This window comes from Amycolatopsis methanolica 239, from assembly GCF_000739085.1.
Taxonomy (GTDB): Bacteria; Actinomycetota; Actinomycetes; order Mycobacteriales; family Pseudonocardiaceae; genus Amycolatopsis_E; species Amycolatopsis_E methanolica.
Genome location: NZ_CP009110.1, coordinates 5,294,579 through 5,313,429, shown reverse-complemented (window position 1 = coordinate 5,313,429; position 18,851 = coordinate 5,294,579). Strand labels below are relative to the sequence as shown.

The 18,851-nt window shown below is 71.6% G+C and carries 21 protein-coding genes; 7 read left to right on the top strand and 14 right to left on the bottom strand.

Features of this window, described 5'->3' with window-relative positions:
- Nucleotides 1-13: 13 nt before the first annotated feature.
- Nucleotides 14-958: an oxidoreductase gene (locus AMETH_RS25830; RefSeq protein ID WP_017984084.1), complete on the bottom strand. Its 945-nt coding sequence runs from the start codon at nucleotides 956-958 to the stop codon at nucleotides 14-16.
- Nucleotides 959-1,032: 74 nt separating this feature from the next.
- Entirely contained in the window at nucleotides 1,033-1,530 is a 498-nt protein-coding gene (locus AMETH_RS25825; protein ID WP_017984083.1) for a hypothetical protein, read from the bottom strand.
- Between the two features lie 129 nt (nucleotides 1,531-1,659).
- On the opposite strand from AMETH_RS25825, the gene AMETH_RS25820 reads away from it, so the two are divergent.
- Nucleotides 1,660-2,250: a TetR/AcrR family transcriptional regulator gene (locus AMETH_RS25820; RefSeq protein WP_017984082.1), complete on the top strand. Its 591-nt coding sequence runs from the start codon at nucleotides 1,660-1,662 to the stop codon at nucleotides 2,248-2,250.
- Between the two features lie 18 nt (nucleotides 2,251-2,268).
- Nucleotides 2,269-3,201 carry an LLM class F420-dependent oxidoreductase gene (locus tag AMETH_RS25815; protein ID WP_026153368.1) on the top strand — a complete coding sequence of 311 codons (933 nt, stop codon included), beginning with the start codon at nucleotides 2,269-2,271 and terminating at the stop codon, nucleotides 3,199-3,201.
- Between the two features lie 28 nt (nucleotides 3,202-3,229).
- Here the strand turns inward: AMETH_RS25815 and lipB are convergent, their stop codons facing one another.
- The 6 genes from lipB to lpdA all read right to left on the bottom strand — a co-directional run bounded on the left by lipB (nucleotide 3,230) and on the right by lpdA (nucleotide 9,061).
- A complete protein-coding gene (lipB, locus tag AMETH_RS25810) occupies nucleotides 3,230-3,973 on the bottom strand; it encodes a lipoyl(octanoyl) transferase LipB (protein WP_017984080.1) in 744 nt (247 codons plus the stop codon).
- A gap of 10 nt (nucleotides 3,974-3,983) precedes the next feature.
- Nucleotides 3,984-4,616: a phosphatase PAP2 family protein gene (locus AMETH_RS25805; protein ID WP_017984079.1), complete on the bottom strand. Its 633-nt coding sequence runs from the start codon at nucleotides 4,614-4,616 to the stop codon at nucleotides 3,984-3,986.
- Nucleotides 4,613-5,491, bottom strand: coding sequence for a TIGR01777 family oxidoreductase (locus AMETH_RS25800; RefSeq protein WP_017984078.1), 879 nt, complete (start codon nucleotides 5,489-5,491; stop codon nucleotides 4,613-4,615). The genes AMETH_RS25805 and AMETH_RS25800 overlap by 4 nt, the downstream gene beginning before the upstream one ends.
- A 41-nt stretch (nucleotides 5,492-5,532) precedes the next feature.
- Nucleotides 5,533-5,655 carry a hypothetical protein gene (locus tag AMETH_RS42765; RefSeq protein ID WP_017984077.1) on the bottom strand — a complete coding sequence of 41 codons (123 nt, stop codon included), beginning with the start codon at nucleotides 5,653-5,655 and terminating at the stop codon, nucleotides 5,533-5,535.
- Between the two features lie 244 nt (nucleotides 5,656-5,899).
- Complete coding sequence (gene sucB, locus AMETH_RS25790) at nucleotides 5,900-7,645, bottom strand: 2-oxoglutarate dehydrogenase, E2 component, dihydrolipoamide succinyltransferase (protein ID WP_017984076.1); 1,746 nt, start codon at nucleotides 7,643-7,645, stop codon at nucleotides 5,900-5,902.
- A 42-nt stretch (nucleotides 7,646-7,687) separates the two neighbouring features.
- The gene (lpdA, locus tag AMETH_RS25785; RefSeq protein ID WP_017984075.1) at nucleotides 7,688-9,061 is read right to left on the bottom strand and encodes a dihydrolipoyl dehydrogenase; all 1,374 of its coding nucleotides are present in this window, start codon (nucleotides 9,059-9,061) and stop codon (nucleotides 7,688-7,690) included.
- A gap of 138 nt (nucleotides 9,062-9,199) precedes the next feature.
- On the opposite strand from lpdA, the gene AMETH_RS25780 reads away from it, so the two are divergent.
- Nucleotides 9,200-9,541, top strand: a complete 342-nt coding sequence (locus AMETH_RS25780; RefSeq protein ID WP_017984074.1) for a hypothetical protein — start codon at nucleotides 9,200-9,202, stop codon at nucleotides 9,539-9,541.
- 54 nt (nucleotides 9,542-9,595) lie between these two features.
- On the opposite strand, the gene AMETH_RS25775 is transcribed toward AMETH_RS25780, so the two are convergent.
- Entirely contained in the window at nucleotides 9,596-11,101 is a 1,506-nt protein-coding gene (locus AMETH_RS25775; RefSeq protein WP_017984073.1) for a leucyl aminopeptidase, read from the bottom strand.
- A 99-nt stretch (nucleotides 11,102-11,200) separates the two neighbouring features.
- Between AMETH_RS25775 and AMETH_RS25770 the strand changes: the two genes are divergently transcribed.
- Nucleotides 11,201-12,178, top strand: a complete 978-nt coding sequence (locus tag AMETH_RS25770) for a hypothetical protein (RefSeq protein ID WP_017984072.1) — start codon at nucleotides 11,201-11,203, stop codon at nucleotides 12,176-12,178.
- On the opposite strand, the gene AMETH_RS25765 is transcribed toward AMETH_RS25770, so the two are convergent.
- Nucleotides 12,147-12,455 (bottom strand): hypothetical protein, encoded by a 309-nt coding sequence (locus tag AMETH_RS25765; protein ID WP_017984071.1) that lies wholly within the window; start codon nucleotides 12,453-12,455, stop codon nucleotides 12,147-12,149. The two genes, AMETH_RS25770 and AMETH_RS25765, sit on opposite strands and share 32 nt — an antisense overlap.
- Nucleotides 12,456-12,515: 60 nt before the next feature.
- Between AMETH_RS25765 and AMETH_RS25760 the strand changes: the two genes are divergently transcribed.
- A complete protein-coding gene (locus AMETH_RS25760) occupies nucleotides 12,516-13,619 on the top strand; it encodes a branched-chain amino acid aminotransferase (RefSeq protein WP_017984070.1) in 1,104 nt (367 codons plus the stop codon).
- A gap of 518 nt (nucleotides 13,620-14,137) precedes the next feature.
- On the opposite strand, the gene cobT is transcribed toward AMETH_RS25760, so the two are convergent.
- Genes cobT through AMETH_RS25740 form a run of 3 tightly spaced genes read right to left on the bottom strand, consistent with a single transcriptional unit; the run spans nucleotide 14,138 to nucleotide 16,903 of the window.
- Nucleotides 14,138-15,181 carry a nicotinate-nucleotide--dimethylbenzimidazole phosphoribosyltransferase gene (gene cobT / locus AMETH_RS25750; protein WP_017984068.1) on the bottom strand — a complete coding sequence of 348 codons (1,044 nt, stop codon included), beginning with the start codon at nucleotides 15,179-15,181 and terminating at the stop codon, nucleotides 14,138-14,140.
- Nucleotides 15,182-15,197: 16 nt separating this feature from the next.
- A complete protein-coding gene (locus tag AMETH_RS25745; protein ID WP_017984067.1) occupies nucleotides 15,198-16,187 on the bottom strand; it encodes an aldo/keto reductase family protein in 990 nt (329 codons plus the stop codon).
- A 59-nt stretch (nucleotides 16,188-16,246) separates the two neighbouring features.
- On the bottom strand, nucleotides 16,247-16,903 hold the full coding sequence (locus AMETH_RS25740) for a DUF3043 domain-containing protein (protein ID WP_026153367.1): 657 nt from the start codon (nucleotides 16,901-16,903) through the stop codon (nucleotides 16,247-16,249).
- A 172-nt stretch (nucleotides 16,904-17,075) separates the two neighbouring features.
- Here AMETH_RS25740 and AMETH_RS25735 point away from each other — a divergent pair, with 172 nt between their 5' ends.
- Entirely contained in the window at nucleotides 17,076-17,447 is a 372-nt protein-coding gene (locus AMETH_RS25735) for a HesB/IscA family protein (RefSeq protein WP_017984065.1), read from the top strand.
- Between the two features lie 64 nt (nucleotides 17,448-17,511).
- On the opposite strand, the gene AMETH_RS38830 is transcribed toward AMETH_RS25735, so the two are convergent.
- Nucleotides 17,512-17,682, bottom strand: coding sequence for a hypothetical protein (locus AMETH_RS38830; protein ID WP_017984064.1), 171 nt, complete (start codon nucleotides 17,680-17,682; stop codon nucleotides 17,512-17,514).
- A 140-nt stretch (nucleotides 17,683-17,822) separates the two neighbouring features.
- Between AMETH_RS38830 and AMETH_RS25730 the strand changes: the two genes are divergently transcribed.
- Nucleotides 17,823-18,812, top strand: coding sequence for a carbohydrate kinase family protein (locus tag AMETH_RS25730; protein ID WP_017984063.1), 990 nt, complete (start codon nucleotides 17,823-17,825; stop codon nucleotides 18,810-18,812).
- The last annotated feature ends 39 nt before the right edge of the window (nucleotides 18,813-18,851 follow it).

Genomic DNA, 18,851 nt, shown 5'->3' with positions numbered 1-18,851 from the left:
CGGGGCGGATGACCTACGCTGGGTCGGGGGTCACGCCGGTCAGCTTGGCCGTCAGGTCCCACAGCTTGCGGCCGTTCTCGCGGTCCAGCGCGGCCCGCAGCGGCGGCACCACCGTGGGGTTGCCGCGGATGCCGCGGAACAGACGCGGGCCGATGTAGTCGCCGCCGTTGACGTCCGGCGCGGTGGCCGCGATCAGGGACGGCAGCGCGCCGGTGCGGACACCCTGCGCGATGAGCAGATCGCCCAGGAAGGTCACGCCGCCGACGAGCTTGCGCACGACGGGGTGGCCCTGCGCGTTGGCCATGTTGGAGTTCAGGTTGGTGGCCGTGTAGCCGGGGTGGGCGGCCACGCTGATCACGTCGTCACCGGCGGCGCGCAGGCGGCGGTCCAGTTCCAGCGCGAAGATCTGGTTGGCGATCTTGGACTGGCTGTACGCCGCGGCCGGGTTGTAGCGCCGGTGCTCGAAGCCGGGGTCGTCGAAGTCGACGCGGCCGCCGGTGGCGGCGAGGCTGGACAGCGTCACCACGCGGGCGTTCGTGCCGCGCCGCAGTGCGGGCATGAGCAGCCAGGTCAGCGCCGCGTGGCCCAGGTGGTTGGTGCCGAACTGCAGCTCGAAGCCGTCCTTGGTGCGGTCCTTGGGGGCGGCCATCAGGCCGGCGTTGTTGATCAGGACGTCGAGTTTCCCGCCGGTGATCTCTTCGGCGCGGGCCGCCGCCGCGCGCACCGACGAAAGGTCGGCGAGGTCGAGGGAGATCAGTTCGGGAGCGACCGCCGCGCCTGCCGAGACGGTGCGCAGCGCCTGCTCGCCGCGCTCCGGGTCGCGGCAGGCGATCAGCACGCGCGCGCCCTTGGCGGCGAGCACGAGGGAGGTTCGCAGACCGAGGCCGGAGTTCGCGCCGGTGACGAGCACCGTGCGGCCCGTCTGGTCGGGGATGTCGGCCTCGGTCCAGGTTTTCATGTTCGCGATAGTAGAGCGACGCGGAGCGTCACCGTTGAGGGTGACGGTGGGAGACGGGCGGGGCCTAGGGAAGATCACGCACTCGGGGCCAGCATTCGCAGCAGGCGGCCGAACGGGCGCGCCGGACGCAGTCCGGGGCCTTCGCTCAGCAGGGCCTCGAAGGCGGCGCCGACCTTGGCCACCTCGTCCACCGGCTCGTCCGGCTCGGCCAGCCCGGCCGCGATGGCGAGCATCGCCTGCTCGGCGCGGTGTGCGGCCTTGAGCGCCGGGTATTCGTCGCGGTGGGCGGCGACGACCTCGTAGAGCGCGCGGTTGCGCCGGACCGCGGCGGTCCAGGCGCGCTTGACCGCGTCCACGTGGTCATTGTCGCCCTCGACCTCGGCGCGCAGGTGGCCGCTGAGCAGCTGGGTCCACCGGTAGTGCAGCGCGAGCATGAGGTTTTCGCGCGTGCCGAAGGCCTCTGCGGCACCGGGGATCTCGTCGAAGGGCAGCGGGCTCCGCGGGTCGCGGGCCGCCGCGGTCAGGACGGCGTCCAGGATGTCGCGCCGTCGGTAGAAGTCGTTCCAGCTCACGGGTCCTCCCCAAGTTGCGACCCCGGCCATACTCTGGGTTCGGAGCATACCGTCGGTATGGTGCCGACACTGCGAACATACCACGGGTATGGAAACGGAAGCCGGCGTAAGCTTGTGAGCGTGGTGACAATGCGGTCCAGGCGTCTCGACTATTCGGAGTCCACGCGGTCGGCCCTGGTGAACAGCGCTGTGGAGCTGTTCACCAAACGGGGCTACGCCAGCACTTCGCTCGACGAGGTCGCCAAGCGCGCCCGGGTCACGAAAGGTGCCCTGTATCACCATTTCAGTGGAAAGCAGGCGCTCTTCGAAGCGGCGTTCGAGAAGGTGGAGAGCCGGGTTTTCGGGCGCCTGGAAGAGATCGTGGGCGGCAGCGGCACGCCGTGGGAGCGGGCGCTGGCGGGGCTGCGGGAGTTCATCTCCAGCTGCCTCGACCCGGCCTACCAGCGGATCGCGATCCACGAGGCGCCGGTGGTGATGGGCTGGGAGCGCTGGCGGGAGGCTGAGGACAGGGCGAGCTTCGGGCTGATCCGGTCGAGCCTGGAGGACCTGATCGAGGCGGGCGAGGTCGACGAGGTCCCGGTCGAGATCACCGCGCGGCTGCTGTTCGGGGCCCTGCACAGCGCGGCGACCGAGATCGCCAGCTCACCCGACCCGAAGAAGGTCGGCGCCCAGATCGAAGCGGTGATCGTGCAGCTGCTGCACCGCGTCCGCCGCACCTGAATCGATAGGGTGGAGACCGTGGACTTGAGGATCTTCACCGAACCGCAGCAGGGCGCGAGCTACGACGATCTCCTGCGTGTCGCCAAGGCGACCGAGCACAACGGCTTCGACGCCTTCTTCCGTTCCGACCACTTCCTGAAGATGGGCTCCGCCTCCGGGCTGCCCGGCCCGACCGACGCCTGGGTGACCCTCGGCGCGCTGGCCCGCGAGACCTCCCGCATCCGCCTGGGCACGCTGGTCACCGCCGCGACGTTCCGGCACCCGTCGGTGCTGGCGATCTCCGTGGCGCAGGTCGACCAGATGTCCGGCGGCCGCGTCGACTTCGGCCTCGGTTCCGGCTGGTACGACGCCGAGCACCAGGCCTACGGCATCCCGATGCCGGAGATCAAGGAGCGCTTCGACCTCTACGGCGAGCAGCTGGAGATCATCACCGGCCTGTGGGAGACCCCCGAGGGCGAGACGTTCTCCTTCGACGGCAAGCACTACCAGCTCGCCGACGCGCCCGCGCTGCCCAAGCCGGCCCAGTCGCCGCGCCCGCCGGTGATCATCGGCGGCGGCGGCAAGAAGCGCACCCCGGCGCTGGCGGCCCGCTTCGCCGACGAGTTCAACGCCGCGTTCGTCGACGCCGCCACCGCCGCCACCCAGTTCGAGCGCGTGGACGCCGCGTGCCGCGAGATCGGCCGCGACCCGAAGGCGGTCATTCGCTCCGCGGCCCAGGTGGTGGCGGTCGGCAAGGACGACGCCGAGTTCGCCCGCCGCGCCGCCGCGATCGGCCGCGAGACCGACGAGGTGAAGCAGAACGGCCTGGCGGGCACCGTGGACGAGGTGGTCGACAAGATCGGCCGCTACCGCGAGGCCACCGGCGTCACCCGCCTCTACCTGCAGGTGCTGGACCTGTCCGACCTGGACCACCTCGAGCTGATCGCCTCGAAGGTCGCCCCGCAGCTGTGACCGCGCGTCCTCCGGTCCTGGGCTCGGCTCAGGGCCGGAGGGCGAACGTCACGCCCGGCGCCGAGGGCGCCGAATCCTCGCGGCGCAGCCACCGGTCGTCCGACACCGCCAGCTCGCCGTCCAGCGCGGCCAGCACGGCGTCGCGGGCAAGGGGGAGCGCCTCGGCGACCGGGACGTCCCGCTCCAGCTCGAACGACAGCGACGTCACGCCGGCGTCCCGGATCCCGCACGGCACGATCTTGTCGAACGCCGTCAGGTCCGCGTTGCAGTTCAGCTCGAAGCCGTGCATCGTCACGCCGCGCTGCACGCGGATGCCGATCGCCGCGATCTTGCGCTCCGGACCGCGCTCGTCGGCGGGCACCCACACGCCGCTGCGGCCCTCGACCCGCCCGGTGTAGACGCCGAACTGGTCGCACACCCGGATCAGCGCCTCCTCCAGGCGCCGCACGTAGTGCACGACGTCGATCGGGTCGCCCAGCTTGACGATCGGGTAGCCGACCAGCTGTCCGGGCCCGTGCCAGGTGATCTTCCCGCCGCGGTCGACGTCGATCACCGGGGTGCCGTCGGTCGGCCGGTCGGCGTCCTCGGTGCGCTTGCCCGCGGTGTAGACCGACGGGTGCTCCAGCAGCAGGAGCGTGTCCGGGGCCTCCGAGCAGTCCGCCCGCGCGTTCACCAGCTCCCGCTGCAGCTCCCAGGCTTGCAGGTAGTCGATGGTGCCGATGTTCTTGACGGTGACGGGGGTGCTGGCGGCGCGGCAGGACTTGGGACTCACGACTGGCAGGTTACGCCGACCGCGGCGCCGACGGCACGGGCTGTGGCGGTAACAACCGCACCGCCCACCCCGTGAGAAAACCCACGCCGAGCACGCCAAGCACGGCGCCGACGGTGTCGCTGACCCAGTGCACCCCGAGTATCACCCGGCTCGCCGCGCACAGCACCGTCGCGACCGAGAAGAACACCACGACCCACTTCGTCAGCTTCGGCGCGAGCCACAGGCACAACAGCGCCGCCGCGAGCCCGGTGCTGGAGATCGACACCACGTGGCCGCTGGGGTAGCTGAACTCCGGGTACTCGCGGGGCCGGTCGCGCACGAACAGCGGCTTGAAGACCACGCTCACCAGCCGGGTGGCGGCGAGCACGGCCAGCACCCGTAGCGCCACGCCCGCCTGGTACCGCATGCCGCGCCGCCAGCACACCACGATTCCGACCGCGAGCGCGATCGCGAAGATCGCGGGCACGACCGGTCCGAACACGTCGCTGACCACCTGCGCCACCTGTCCCGGCGTGCCGCGCCACCAGCCCTGCACCAGGCCCGCCACGGCCAGGTCGACGGCGTACGGCGGCCGCGCCACGGCCACGCCCAGCCCGAGGAACAGGACGAGGAACGCGCCGCCGAGCGGGAGCCACCTGGTCAAAGGGCGACCGCCAATGCGCCCTCGAGGTCGGTGTGCACGAACGTGAACCCGGCCTTCTCCAGCATCGCAGGCACCGCCCGCTGCGAGATCAGCGCCATCTCGTCGGCCACCTCGCCGAGCGCCGCCCGCAACGCGAACCCGGGCGCCCACCACGGGGCAGGCCGCCGAAGCGCGTGCCCCATCGCGCGGGTGAACTCGGCGTTGGTCGACGGCTCCGGGTTGCACACGTTCACCGGACCGGACAGCGTCTCGTGCTCGATGAGGAACCGCATCGCGGACACGTGGTCGCGCAGGCTGATCCACGGCATGTACTGCTTGCCGTCACCCAGCTTGCCGCCCAGGCCGAGCCAGAACAGCGGCTTGAGCGGCCCGAGCAGGCCCTCCGTGGACAGCACCAGACCGGTGCGCAGGTTCACCACGCGCGAGCCCGCCTCCGCCGCAGGCGCGGTCGCCGCCTCCCACGCCTCGCACAGCTCGGCCAGGAAACCCTGACCCCGCGGCGCGGTCTCGGTCACCACGGTGTCGCCGGTGTCGCCGTAGTAGCCGACGCCGGAGGCGTTGACGAGGGTCGGGATGCGGTACTCCGCGACGGCCTCGGCCAGCACCTCGGTGGGCTCGATCCGGCTGTCGCGGATCATCTGCTTACGGGCCGCGCTCCACCGCAGCCCCATCGGCGAGCCGCACAGGTTGACGACGGTGGTGACGTCCTCGAACGCGCGGTCGTCGATCCGGCCCGCGGGCGGGTCCCACGAGTGCTCGTCCGCGGCCCTGGCCGGACGCCGTACCAGCCGGCGCACGTCGTGCCCCGAGTCGCGCAGTGTGGCGACGAGCGCCGAGCCGAGGAGCCCGCTGGATCCGGCGATCAGTACTCGCATACCCCGATCGTTGCTCACGCCGCCGTTTCGCGCACGTTCCCTCACCGCAGTTGCCCGGCGACGTCGGCGGCCGCGGTCAGCAGCACGAGCACGGGGATCGTGGCGCGGGCGGGCAACCGGTAGCTGCCGCGCTTGTCCGGCTCGACGATCCCGGCGCCGGTCAACGCTTTGAGGTGCCCGGTCGAGCCGGGCCCCGCGCGCGGCCAGCGCCCGCACGATCGCCAGGCGCGCCGGATTGCCCAGCGCCGCCGGCACTTCCGCGCGGGGACCGTCGTCGAGGGCCAGCGTGCGGGTCGCGGTGCGGGGCGCCGCGGAGCCGGGCAGAGCGAGCCGGGAAAGCGCGAAGACCCCCTCCGCCGGTTTTCCGTAATCACGGAATGCCGGCGGAGGGGGTCTCCGGTCAAGCCGTTACAGACCCAGCTCGTCCTCGAAGTGGCCCTCTTCGAGGCGGTTCTTGATCGTGGTCAGGAACCGGCCCGCGTCCGCGCCGTCGATCAGGCGGTGGTCGTAGGTCAGGGCCAGGTAGGCCATCGACCGGATGGCGATGGTGTCCTGCCCGTCCGCGTCGGTGACCACGACCGGCCGCTTCACCACCGCGCCGACGCCCAGGATCCCGGACTGCGGCTGGTTGATGATCGGCGTGTCGAACAGGGCGCCGTTGCTGCCCAGGTTGGTCACCGTGAAGGTGCCGCCCGACAGCTCGTCCGGCTTGATCTTGTTCGCGCGGGTGCGGGCCGCGACGTCGGCGATCGCCCTGGCCAAGCCGGCCAGGTTCAGCTCGCCCGCCTTGTGGATGACCGGGGAGATCAGGCCCTTCTCGGTGTCCACGGCGACGGCGAGGTGCTCCTCGCCGAAGTAGGTGATCTCCTTCTTCTCCTCGTCCAGGTAGGCGTTGATGTTCGGGTGCTGCTTGAGCGCCTCGACCGTCGCCTTCGCGAAGAACGGCAGGAAGGTGAGCTTCACGCCCTCCCGATCCTGGAAGGAGGCCTTCGCCTGCTGGCGCAACCGGGCGATCTTGGTGACGTCCACCTCGAACACCTGGGTGAGCTGCGCCGAGGTCTGCAGCGACTCGCGGGTGCGCTGCGCGATGACCTGGCGGATCCGGCTCGCCTTCTGCGTGGTGCCACGCAGCGCGGCCAGCTCCGGCGACGGGGCAGCCGGGGCCTTGGCGGCGGGGGCGCTCGGCGCGGCGGCCGGGGCCTGTGCGGCGGGCGCCTGGGTGGCCGGGGCGCTCTGCTTCTGCTTCGCCTCGGCCGCCGCCAGCACGTCCTGCTTGCGGATGCGGCCGCCGACACCGCTTCCGGTCACCGACGCCAGGTCGATGCCGTGCTCGGTGGCGAGCTTGCGCACCAGTGGGGTGACGTACGGGCCGCTGCCGTTGCCGTCGCTCGCGGCCGGGGCGGCCTGCGGCTGCGGAGCCGGCTGTTGCGGCGCGGGCTGCTGCGGGGCCGGCTGTTGCGGCGCGGGCGCCTGCGCGGCCGGGGTGGGCTCGGGCTTCGGTTCCGGCTTCGGCTCGGGCGCCTTCGGCTGCTCCTGCTGCGGGGCGGGCAAGGCGCTCGCGTCGCCGATGATGGCGAGCGTGCCGCCGACCTCGACGGTCTCGTCCTCACCGACGCTGATCTCCAGCAGCGTGCCGGCGATCGGCGACGGGACCTCGGTGTCGACCTTGTCGGTGGAGATCTCCAGCAGCGGCTCGTCCACCTCGACCGTGTCGCCGACCGACTTCAGCCAGCGGGTGACGGTGCCCTCGGTGACGCTCTCGCCCAGCTCGGGCAGCGTGACCGGCGTGCCCTGAGCGGAACCACTCGGCGCGGGCTGTGCCTCCGGGGCCGACTGCAGCTGCGGCTCGGGCTCCGGCTCGGGCTGGGCCTGCTGGGCGGGCGCCTGCTCCTGAGCGGGGGCGGAACCACCGCCGGAACCGTCGTCGATCACGGCGAGCTCGCCGCCGACCTCGACGGTCTCGTCCTCCTGGGCGACGATCTTCTGCAGCGTGCCTGCGACCGGCGACGGGACCTCGGTGTCGACCTTGTCGGTCGAGATCTCCAGCAACGGCTCGTCGACCGCGACCGTGTCACCCTCCTGCTTGAGCCAGCGGGTGACGGTGCCCTCGGTAACGCTCTCCCCGAGCTCCGGCAGTGTGACGGAGAAGGCCATCGTGAATTGACTCCCTTGAATCTTTAGTCGGCTGCGGTCCGGTCAGCTGTGCACGTGCAGTGGCTTGCCGGCCAGGGCAAGGTGTGCTTCGCCGAGGGCCTCGGTCTGGGTCGGGTGGGCGTGGATCAGCGGAGCGACGTCCTCCGGGAAGGCCTCCCAGTTGTAGATCAGCTGGGCTTCGCCGATCAGTTCGCCGACCCGGTCCCCGACCAGGTGCAGGCCGACGACCGGCCCGTCCGGCGCCTTGATCACCTTGATCGCGCCGGAAGTCTTGAGGATCTGGCTCTTCCCGTTGCCTGCCAGGTCGTACGTGAAGGTCTGCACGTCCGAGCCGTAGCGCTCCTTCGCAGCCGCCTCGCTCAGGCCGACGGAGGCGACCTCGGGGTGGCTGTAGGTGACGCGCGGGATGCCGGCTTCGTCGATCGCCTTCGGCTCCAGGCCGGCGATCTCCTCGGCGACGAAGATGCCCTGGGCGAAGCCGCGGTGCGCGAGCTGCAGGCCGGGGACGATGTCGCCGACGGCGTAGACGTTCGGCAGGTTGGTGCGCAGGCGCTCGTCGGTGATGACGAACCCGCGCTCCATCCGGACGCCGGCCTCCTCGTAGCCGTGGCCCGCGGTGTTGGGACCGCGGCCGACGGCGACCAGCAGCAGGTCGGCCTCCAGCGTCTCACCGGACTCCAGGGACACGGTCACGCCGTTCTCGTCCTGCTTGGCGCCGGTGAACTTCACGCCGGTCTTGAAGTTGATCTTGCGACGGCGGAACGCCCGCTCGAGCTGCTTGCTGGCGAACTCGTCCTCGGCCGGGACCAGCCGCGGCAGCGCCTCGACGATCGTCACGTCCACGCCGAAGGAGGCCCACACGCTGGCGAACTCGACGCCGATGACGCCGCCGCCGAGCACGACGACCTTCTCCGGGATCCAGTCCAGGGTCAGCGCCTCGTCGCTGGCGATGATCCGGCCGCCCAGCTCCAGGCCCGGCAGGGTCTTCGAGTACGAGCCGGTGGCCAGGACCAGGTTCTTGCCCGTGTACCGGGTGCCGTCCACCTCGACCGTGGTGCCGCCGACGAACGTGCCGGTGCCCTCGACGACGGTCACCTTGTGGGCCTTGGCCAGGCCCTGCAGCCCCTTGTAGAGGCGGCTGATGACGCCATCCTTGTACTTGTGGACGCCGGCGATGTCGACGCCCTCCAGGGTGGTCTTCACGCCGAACTGCTCACCCTCGCGGGCGGTGTCGGCGACTTCGGCCGCGTGGAGCAGAGCCTTGGTCGGGATGCAGCCGCGATGCAGGCACGTCCCGCCCAGCTTGTCCTTCTCGATCAGGATGACGGACTGGCCCAGCTCCGCGGCGCGGAAGGCCGCGGCGTAGCCGCCGGATCCGCCACCGAGGATCACCAGGTCGGCGCCAGCGTCGCTCACGTCGTTTACTCCTCGTTTTACGTCCAAACCCTCATCATCTTGTCACTACGTAGTCCGGCCCTGCGAGGTAGCCGGGTGTGTTAATCGGCGCACTTCTGATCCCCGGGATAATGGCGGGGGAGGGCAGGCGGAGATGAGGTGGTCGAGGTGGGTTTGTTCGACGGTCTGAAGCGCAGACGCGGTGCCGGGAAACCGGGCACGCTGCGCCGTGCCAGTGACGCTGACCTGCGTCATCTGGAGGGCTGGGCGGCCGCGCGGCGGGGCGTCGAGGCGTTCGTGGAGCCGCGGACGACGGTCACCGAGACCACGGTCGTCCTCGTCGCGCACGACGGTGAATGGACGCGGCGCCGGATCGGCAGCCTGGACGCCGCGCAGCAGTTCGGGCGGAAGCATTCGATCCCGGTCTACGAGGTCGCGAAAGTCGGTTACCCGAAGCGCATGCGCGAATACACAGAGCGGCAGAAGGGCGCGCAGAGCTGATTCGCACGCACGTGGTGGCCCCGTACGTGCGGGGCCACCACGGCGCGGTGATCGTCAGCCCTGGTCGGCGATGTCCGCCAGCACGGCGGCGATGGTGCGGACCGGGACGCCGGTGCCGCCCTTGCCGGTGTAGCCCCACGGCGCGCCGGTGTTGAACGACGGCCCCGCGATGTCGATGTGCGCCCACGGCAGGCCCTCGGCGACGAACTCGCGCAGGAAGATGCCGGCCGCGAGCATCCCGCCCCAGCGGTGCCCGGTCACGTTCGCCAGGTCGGCCAGCCGCGAGTCCAGGTCGCCGCGCAGCTCCTCGGGCAGCGGCATCGGCCACCCGCCCTCGCCGGTGGCCTGTGCGATCGCCGCCACCCGGTCGCGGAACTCGTCCGAGCCCATGATCCCGGCGGTCCGGTTGCCCAGCGCCACCATCTGCGCGCCGGTCAGCGTCGAGGTCTCGATCAGGTAGTCCGGGTCGTCCTCGGCGGCGCGCACGATGGCGTCGGCCAGCACCAGGCGGCCTTCGGCGTCGGTGTTGAGGACCTCGACGGTCTTGCCGCCGTACATGCTCAGCACGTCGCCCGGCCGGTAGGAGGTGCCCGACGGCAGGTTCTCCGCGAGCGGGATGTTGGCGGTGACCTCGAGCGGGTACTTGAGCTTGGCCGCGAGCACGACCGAGGCGAGCACCGCGGCGGCCCCGGACATGTCCGAGGTCATGTGGTCCATGTTCGCCGCGGGCTTGATCGAGATGCCGCCCGAGTCGAACGTGATGCCCTTGCCGACCAGCGCGACCTTCTTCGCCGCCTTCGGACCCTTGTAGGACACCCGCACCAGCCGCGGCGGGCGGGACGAGCCGCCGCCGACGCCGAGGATGCCGCCGAAGCCCTTGCGCTTGAGCTGCTTCTCGTCGAGCACCTCGAAGTCGAGGTCGTTGGCCTCGGCGAGCTTGCGGGCCCGCTCGGCGAAGGAGGCCGGGAACAGGTCGTTCGGCGGGGTGTTGATCAGGTCGCGGGCGATGATCACGGCCTCGGCGATCGCGGTCGCGGCCTTCAGCGTCGCGGTGTGCGCGCGCTTGGTGCCTTCGGCCGGCGTGGCGAAATCGACCGCCGCGACGGGCGCGTCACCCGGCTCGGACTTGTACTCGGTGAACGTGTAGGCGCCCAGCGCGGTGCCTTCCACCGCGGCCTGCAGGTCCACAGCGGACAGTGTGGACACGGCCCGCGCGGTGCCGGCCAGCGCGCGCCCGGCGGCGCCCGCGGCGCGGCGCACCTGCTCGGCGGTCACGGTGCCGTCCCCGTCGGCGCGGCCGAGGCCGACCGCCAGCACGACCGCGGCGGGCAGCTTGCCCAGCGTGGGCAGCTTCACGACCTCCTCGGCCTTGCCGGAGGCGCCCACGGTGGCCAGCAGCTCGGCCAGCGAGCCGTCGAAGGTCTCGTCGACGGCCTCCGCACCCGGCGCCAGCGTCACGGCCTTGTCGCCCTGGAGCGTCCCGACCACGACGACCTCGGCCCGGCTCTTGCCGAGCGCGGCGCCGGTGTTCTCGATCAGGGCAAACTTCGGCACGGTCACTTGTGGCTCCTCGCGCATCCATCGACGGTCGTGCCGGGTGGGGTACCCGGCCAGGTGGTGAGCCATGCTAATGAGGACGGAGCCCGGCAGGAGAGGCAGGTGGTGGGCGTGCGGCTGGCGGCGGGACTGCTGATCGCGCTGGCCGTGGGCGCGCAGGCGGGCGGCTGGTGGCTGCTCGGCGGCGCGGTGGTGGCGGCGCTGCTGGCGTTCTGCGTGCCGGAGCCTCCCGCGCTGGAGCCGAACCCCGCGCGTCTGGTGGCCGCCACGCGCCTGGTGTCCCGCCTCGCGCTGGTGCCGCTGTTCGCGTCGGTGTTCGCCGCCTACCTGTTCCCCGGGCAGTCGTGGGCGGGCGCGGTCGTCGCCCTGGCGGTCACCGCCGCCGACGCGGCCGGGCTGCGGCTGGCGAGGTACGCGCGGGCGTGGCTGCTGGGCATCCTGCTGGTCGCCGGGGCCGGTTTCGTGGCGCTGAGTTTCGCGATCGAGCCCGCGCAACCGGTGACCGCGCCGCATTTCACGATCGGTGGGCTGTTCGCCGCGGGCGCGGTGCTGTTCCCGTTGCTGCCGCGGCACAACCCGTCCTGGCTCGCCGGTTCGGTGATGGTGGTGCTGACCATCGGCGCGGGCGCGCTCTACCAGCTCGGCCCGGTGCGGCTGGCGTTGTCCGGCGTGCCCGTGCGGGACGCGCTGGCCGCCCTGGACGGGCAGGTGCTGAACCCGTTGCTGGCCGGGGTCGTCGTGCTGTCCACTGTGCCCGCCGCGCTGCTCGCGATCCGCGGCGCCCGCGAGGAACTCGCGTGGCCGCGCGCGTCCGTCGCTTGTGGACTGATCGCCGCGGCCGCGGCCGTGCTGCTGGATCCGGACCAGGCGCTGCTGCTGGCCGCGGCGGCCGCGCTGGCCGAGGTGCTGGTGACCGCGGTGCTGTCGATGATCACCGGGATCACCGCGCGCGGCGTGATCGCGGCGGTACTTGCCGTGACGCTGCTGGCCTGGCTGCCGCCGGTCTATCTACTGGGGACGGTGGTCGCCGTCGCGGCCGGCGCCGCCGTCACGCGACGAGCAGGAACGCCAGCAGCGTGATCAGCGCGGTGGCGACCGTGAGGACGATCAGCGACTTCGCCGGCAGGTCGCGCGGGAACACCTGCTTGTCGTGGACGCTGCGCCACCACACGACGCCGAAGATGCCGCCGACCAGGCCGATGATCCCGCCGAACACGCCGAGCAGGGCGTAGCCGAGGAGCGTCAGCTCGCCCACCGCGAAGGTGAGCAGGACGGCGGTGACGAAGGTCTTGACGTCGGAGGCGGGTCCGGCGGACACGGAGTTCGGCGTGGCGGTCTGCGGCACGTTGGCGGTCACGCCGCCATGGTAGGGGAGTAGGCGATTCTCGGAAGTCCAACTAACAGTTATCCTGGTCGAATGACGACCACGTTGCCCTTCACCCGTACCCCGCACCCGTCTCCCGCTTCGGCGGAGCGTGTAGCCGAGGTACTGGCGAAGCCGGGCTTCGGGACGTTCTTCACCGACCACATGGTCACGATCAAGTACAGCAAGGGCCGCGGCTGGTACGACGCGAACGTCGGCCCCTACGAGCCGGTCACGCTCGACCCCGCCACCTCCGTGCTGCACTACGCGCAGGCGATCTTCGAAGGCCTCAAGGCCTACCGCCAGCCGGACGGGTCGGTCGCGGCCTTCCGCCCGGACGCCAACGCGGCCCGGTTCCGCAAGTCGGCGGCCCGCATCGCGATGCCGGAGCTGCCCGAGGAGCTGTTCCTCGGCTCGTTGCGGGAGCTGATCGCGGCGGACGAGCGGTGGGTGCCCAGCAACCCGGGCGACACGCTGTACCTGCGCCCGTTCATGATCTCCACCTCGGTGGGGCTCGGCGTGAACGCGCCGGCGAGCGACTACCTGTACCTGGTGATCGCCTCGCCCGCCGGCTCGTACTTCACCGGCGGGATCAAGCCGGTGAGCGTGTGGCTGTCCACCGAGTACGTGCGGGCCGCTCCGGGCGGCACCGGCGCGGCGAAGTTCGCCGGCAACTACGCGGCGTCCTTCGTGGCGCAGTCGCAGGCCGTGGAGAAGGGCTGCGACCAGGTGGTGTGGCTCGATGCGGTGGAGCGCCGCTTCGTCGAGGAGATGGGCGGCATGAACCTGTTCTTCGTGTTCGGCTCGGGTTCGGATGCCCGGATCGTCACGCCGGAGCTGTCCGGTTCGCTGCTGCCCGGTGTCACGCGTGATTCGCTGCTCAAGCTGGCGGCGGACCACGGCCTCGGCATCGAGGAGCGCCGGATTTCCACCGACGAGTGGGAGAAGGCGGCCGCGTCCGGTGAGCTGACCGAGGTGTTCGCGTGCGGCACCGCGGCGGTCATCACGCCGGTCGGCCGGGTCAAGCACGCGGGCGGCGAGTTCACCATCGCGGGCGGCGAGCCCGGCGAGGTGACGATGAAGCTGCGCGCCGAACTGACCGGCATCCAGGAGGGCACGCGCCCCGACCCGCACGGCTGGATGCACAAGCTGTCCTGATCGCTTCGACATGAAGGGCCACCCCGTTCCGGCGGGGTGGCCCTTCATGGTTCTCAGGAGGCGTTGGCGCCGAATGAACTCCAGCTGCTCCGGCGACGGCCCGCCGTGCTCACGCTGGATCCGCTCGCTGTTGTCCGCCTGCATGCGGTGGAGCGAGTCCCGCAGCCCGGTGTCGCCACCGTGGAAAGCCTCCAGCAGGCGCATCCACTCGGCCGCGACCTCCCGCCCCTCCGCCGAGGCCGGGGGCGAACCCGGTCTCGACGGCCCGCTGCACGCGGGGGATCAGGTCCTGCCACCTCCGCTGGACATCCTCCTGCTCGCCGAGCCGCGATCGGCGCTCGGCCAGCTCCGCCAGCTGGGTTTTGCTGAAGTACTGCTTCACCGTCTCGTCCACGGCGGTCACCTCCCGGATCAGAGCCAGGAAGCCGCGCCGACCTTGTAGAACCTGCCGTTCACCCACTTCCGCCAGCGCCTTTGCGCCGGTGTGAACGACGCTGGGACCTGACGTCGCGTGAGGATCAAGCGTTCGGCGCCGTGACCCCGGCTTCCGCGTGTGTCGGCAGGTCCGTGAGCAGCCGGGCGGCCGTGATCAGCAGCGGGAGGGCCGTCGCGGCGCCGGTGCCGTCGCCGAGCCGGATGCCCAGGTCGACGACCGGCTTGAGGTCCAGGTGGTCCAGCGCCATCTGGTGCGCCGGCTCGGCGTCGCGGTGCGCGGCCTGCCACCACGATCGCGCGCCGGGCGCCAGTTCCTCCGCCACCAGCGCCGCCGCGCCCACCGCGAGCCCGTCCAGCAGCACCGGCGTGCGGCGGACCGCGGCCTGCGCCAGGAACCCGGTCAACGCGGCCAGGTCCGCGCCACCCGCGGTGCGCAGCAGCGCGACCGGGTCGGGCAGCACCGCCCGCGCCCGCCGCAGTGCGTCCCGGATCGCCACGGTCTTGCGCATCCACGCGTTGTCGTCGATGCCCGATCCGCGGCCGACCACGGCCACCGGCTCGGCGCCGGTCAGCGCGGCGACCAGCACCGCGGCCGGCGTGGTCGCCCCGACCCCGACGCTGCCCGCGACGAGCAGATCGGCGCCCTCGTCCACCTCGGCGTCCGCGATCGCCATGCCGGCCCGCAGGGCGGCCCGCACCTCGTCCTCGCTGAGGGCGTCCTCGACGTCGATCGACCCGGAGCCCGCCCGCACCTTGTATTCGGCGACCGGCGTCTCCCCGTCCACCGCGATGTCCACCACGCGCAGCCCGGCGTCGGCCACCGCCGCGGCGACCGCGACCGGCCCGGCGCCCTTGAGCAGGTTGTCCACCAGTTGCCCGGTGACCTCCGGCCGGTAGGCGGACACGCCCTTCGCGGCGATCCCGTGGTCCCCGGCGAACACGATCACCCGTGGCCGCTGGAACCGCCGCGGCGGCGCCGAGCCCTGGCAGGCCGCGACCCACGCGCCGAGCGCCTCCAGCTCGCCCAGCGCGGACACCGGTTTGAGCAGCTCGGCGTGCCGCCGCACCGCCTCGGTGCGGGCGGCTTCGTCGGGTTGGGGGACATCGGCGAACGACACGTCAGTCACGGCGCCAAACCTATCGTCAGCCTGCCCGGGCGGTCAGGCGCGGATCGTCCTCGACCACGCCCAGCAGCACCGAGTCGATCTCGGTCAGCAGGTCGGCGTCGAGCTTCACGCCGGCCGCCTTCACGTTCTCGTGCACCTGCTCCGGCCGCGAAGCGCCGACGATCGCCGAGGAGACGTTCGGGTTCTGCAGCACCCACGCCACCGCCAGCTGCGCCGGCGTCAGCCCGGCCTGCGCGGCCAGCGGCTCCAGCCGGGCGACCCGCTCGAGCACCTCGTCGCGCAGGAAGCGCTGCACGAACCGCGAGCCGTTCTCGTCGGTGGCGCGCGACCCGGCGGGCGGCGGCTGGCCCGGCTTGTACTTGCCGGTCAGCACACCCTGTGCGATCGGCGACCAGACGATCTGGCTCAGCCCCTCGCGCTCGCTCGCGGGCACGACCTGCGCCTCGATGACGCGCCAGAGCATGTTGTACTGCGGCTGGTTCGACACGAACGGGATCCGCAGCTCGCGGGCCAGCGCGGCGCCGCGGGTGATCTCCTCGGCGTTCCACTCGGAGACCCCGACGTAGAGCACCTTGCCCTGACGGACCAGGTCGGCGAAGGCCGACATGGTCTCCTCCAGCGGCACCGTCGCGTCGAACCGGTGCGCCTGGTACAGGTCGATGTGGTCGGTCTGCAGCCGCTTCAGCGAGGCGTGGCAGGACTCGATGATGTGTTTGCGGCCCAGCCCGCGGTCGTTCGGGCCACCGGGGCCGGTCGGCCAGAAGACCTTCGTGCAGATCTCCAGGCTCTCTCGGCGCTGACCGGCGAGCCCGCGGCCGAGCACCGACTCGGCCACCGTGTTCGCGTAGACGTCGGCGGTGTCGAAGGTCGTGATCCCCGCGTCCAGCGCGGCCTTGATGCAGGCCTGGGCCTGCTCCTCCTCGATCTGGGAGCCGTGGGTGAGCCAGTTACCGTAGGCGATCTCACTGACGGACAGGCCACTGCGGCCGAGACGGCGAAACTCCATGTCAGGCAGCCTACCGGAATTGGTTCGTCTTGCTAACGACCTGGAGTGCGCTCCAGCGGTCAGGAGACCGTGTCGCCGACCTTCACGCGCGGCTTGGGCATCCGGAGCTTGCGGATCTGGCTCGCCCGCACGAACGCGTACCAGCCCAGCGACCGGCCGCTGATGTTCTCCTTCGGGAACTTCGCCCTGGCCAGGCGCGCGATGCGGCGGCCGTTGAAGTAGCCCTCGACGGCCATGACCAGCAGCGCGGCCATGCACAGCAGCGTCACGTACTGCTGGATCACCGGGTACGGCACCAGCAGCACGACGAACACGAGGATCGCCAGCGGCATGAACGCGCCGAGGAAGTGGCGGCGCGAGTCGACCAGGTCGCGCACGTACGCCTTGACCGGGCCTTTGTCGCGCGGCAGCAGGTAGCGGTCGTCGCCCGCGGCCATCCGCTCCTGGCGCTCCTTGGCCAGCCTGCGGCGCTCTTCCTTGTCGACCGGGTTCGACTTGCGCAGCTCGCGGTTGCGCTTCATCGCCTCCCGCATGGTCCTCGGCGGGGGCGCGACGGGGCCGCGGCGCTTGCCCTCGGCCTCCTTGCGCTTCGGCGTCGGCCTGCCCTTGCCCGGGGTGTAACCACGGGTGTGAGATTCGACGCTTTCGGCCACCTCGGCCGCCTCGATCTCGGGGCTGTCTGCGGTGGTCGTGCTGTTACGACGGAGAAACCTCACCCAACCAGCTTATTCCAGACAGCGGCGTGCGTGTTCAACCCCCTCGCCGATGTGTAACCATGGGTTCAGCGCCAAGGCGGGAACCAGCCCGGGAACAGAACGGGTGGCACCGGTGTTCCAGTAGGGAGGAGCACCCCCCACCCGGTGCACGGCAAGACCCCGAGGGAGAGCTATGACTGCCGCTGAGCAGACCAGCACGCAGGCCGAGGCCGAGGCCACCCACGGCGTCACGTTGAGCGACGCCGCGGCGAGCAAGGCGAAGGCCCTGCTCGAGCAGGAAGGCCGCGACGACATGCACCTGCGCATCGCGGTCCAGCCCGGTGGTTGCGCGGGCCTGCGTTACCAGCTGTTCTTCGACGAGCGCACGCTCGACGGCGACCTGTTCCGCGACTTCGACGGCCTGCGCGTGGCGGTCGACCGCATGAGCGCGCCGTACGTCGAGGGTGCGGTGATCGACTTCGTCGACTCGATCGAGAAGCAGGGCTTCACCATCGAGAACCCGAACGCCACGGGCTCCTGCGCCTGCGGCGACTCGTTCCACTGAGCCAGCACACGCGAAAGGGCGCCGGTCGAGATTTCGACCGGCGCCCTTTCGCATGTCCGCGTAACTAATAGTCCTCCAGCCCGACTACCTGTGCGTGGCAGGCGTCGTCGACCGCCCAGCCCCGCGGCGCAGGCGGGCGGGGCGCCGAGGCGTGTGCCGCGCGCAGTTCGGCGGGGATGTCGGCGCAGTCGTCGATCAGCTCGGCGATGGTCTCCGGTTCCGTCACGGTGCTCACGCAGGCGACGCTAGGGCGACCGGCGCGAGCCGGACAGGTCTACCAGCTAGTAGTGTCGGTCAGCGGGTCAGATTTAGCTCCGACGGGGTATTTCCCGTCGGTAACTTCAGTTCGAGCCAGCCAGAGGGAGCAGAGCACCGGTGGCCATCAACGCCCGCATCGCCGTTTCCGGCAGCATCGCAACCGACCATCTCATGCACTTCCCCGGCCGGTTCGCCGAGCAGCTGGTCGCCGACCAGCTGCACCGCATCTCGCTGAGTTTCCTGGCCGACGACCTGGTGGTCCGCCGCGGCGGGATCGGCGCCAACATCGCGTTCGGCCTCGGGGTGCTCGGCGTGAAGCCGGTGCTGGTCGGCGCGGCCGGCGCGGACTTCGCCGACTACCGGTCCTGGCTGGAGCGCCACGGCGTGGACGCGTCGGGCGTGCTGATCTCGGAGCTGGCCCACACCGCCCGGTTCGTGTGCACCACGGACGACGACCTCAACCAGATCGCCACGTTCTACGCAGGCGCGATGGCCGAGGCCCGCAACATCGAGCTCGGCCCGATCGCGGACCGCGTTGGCGGGATCGGGCTGATGCTGATCGGCCCGGACGACCCGGACGGCATGCTCCGCCACGCGGAGGAGTGCCGCCAGCGGGGGATCGACTTCGCGGTGGACCCGTCGCAGCAACTGGCCCGCATGAACGGGGAGCAGGCGCGCCGGTTCGTCGCCGGGGCGAGGTACCTGTTCACCAACGACTACGAGTGGGAGCTGCTGCTCCAGAAGACGGCCTGGTCCGAGGCCGACGTGCTGGACCACGTCGGCATCCGCATCACCACCCTCGGCGAGAAGGGTGTGGAGATCGTGGGCAAGGACGGGCTGGCCCTCGAGGTCGGCGCGGTGCCCGAGCTGGCGAAGGCCGACCCGACCGGCGTCGGCGACGGCTTCCGGGCGGGCTTCCTGGCCGGCCTGAACGCGGACCTGAGCCTGGAGCGCTCGGCCCAGCTGGGGTCGATGATCGCGGTGCTGGTGCTGGAGACCGTCGGCACGCAGGAGTGGACCCTCGACCGCGAGTCCGCGCTGACCCGCATCGGCGCCGCGTTCGGCCCCGACGCCGCGGCGGAGATCGCCCCCGCACTGCCTGCCTGACCGGAGCCGCGGGCCTGGTCGGCCGGCACCGCGGCACCG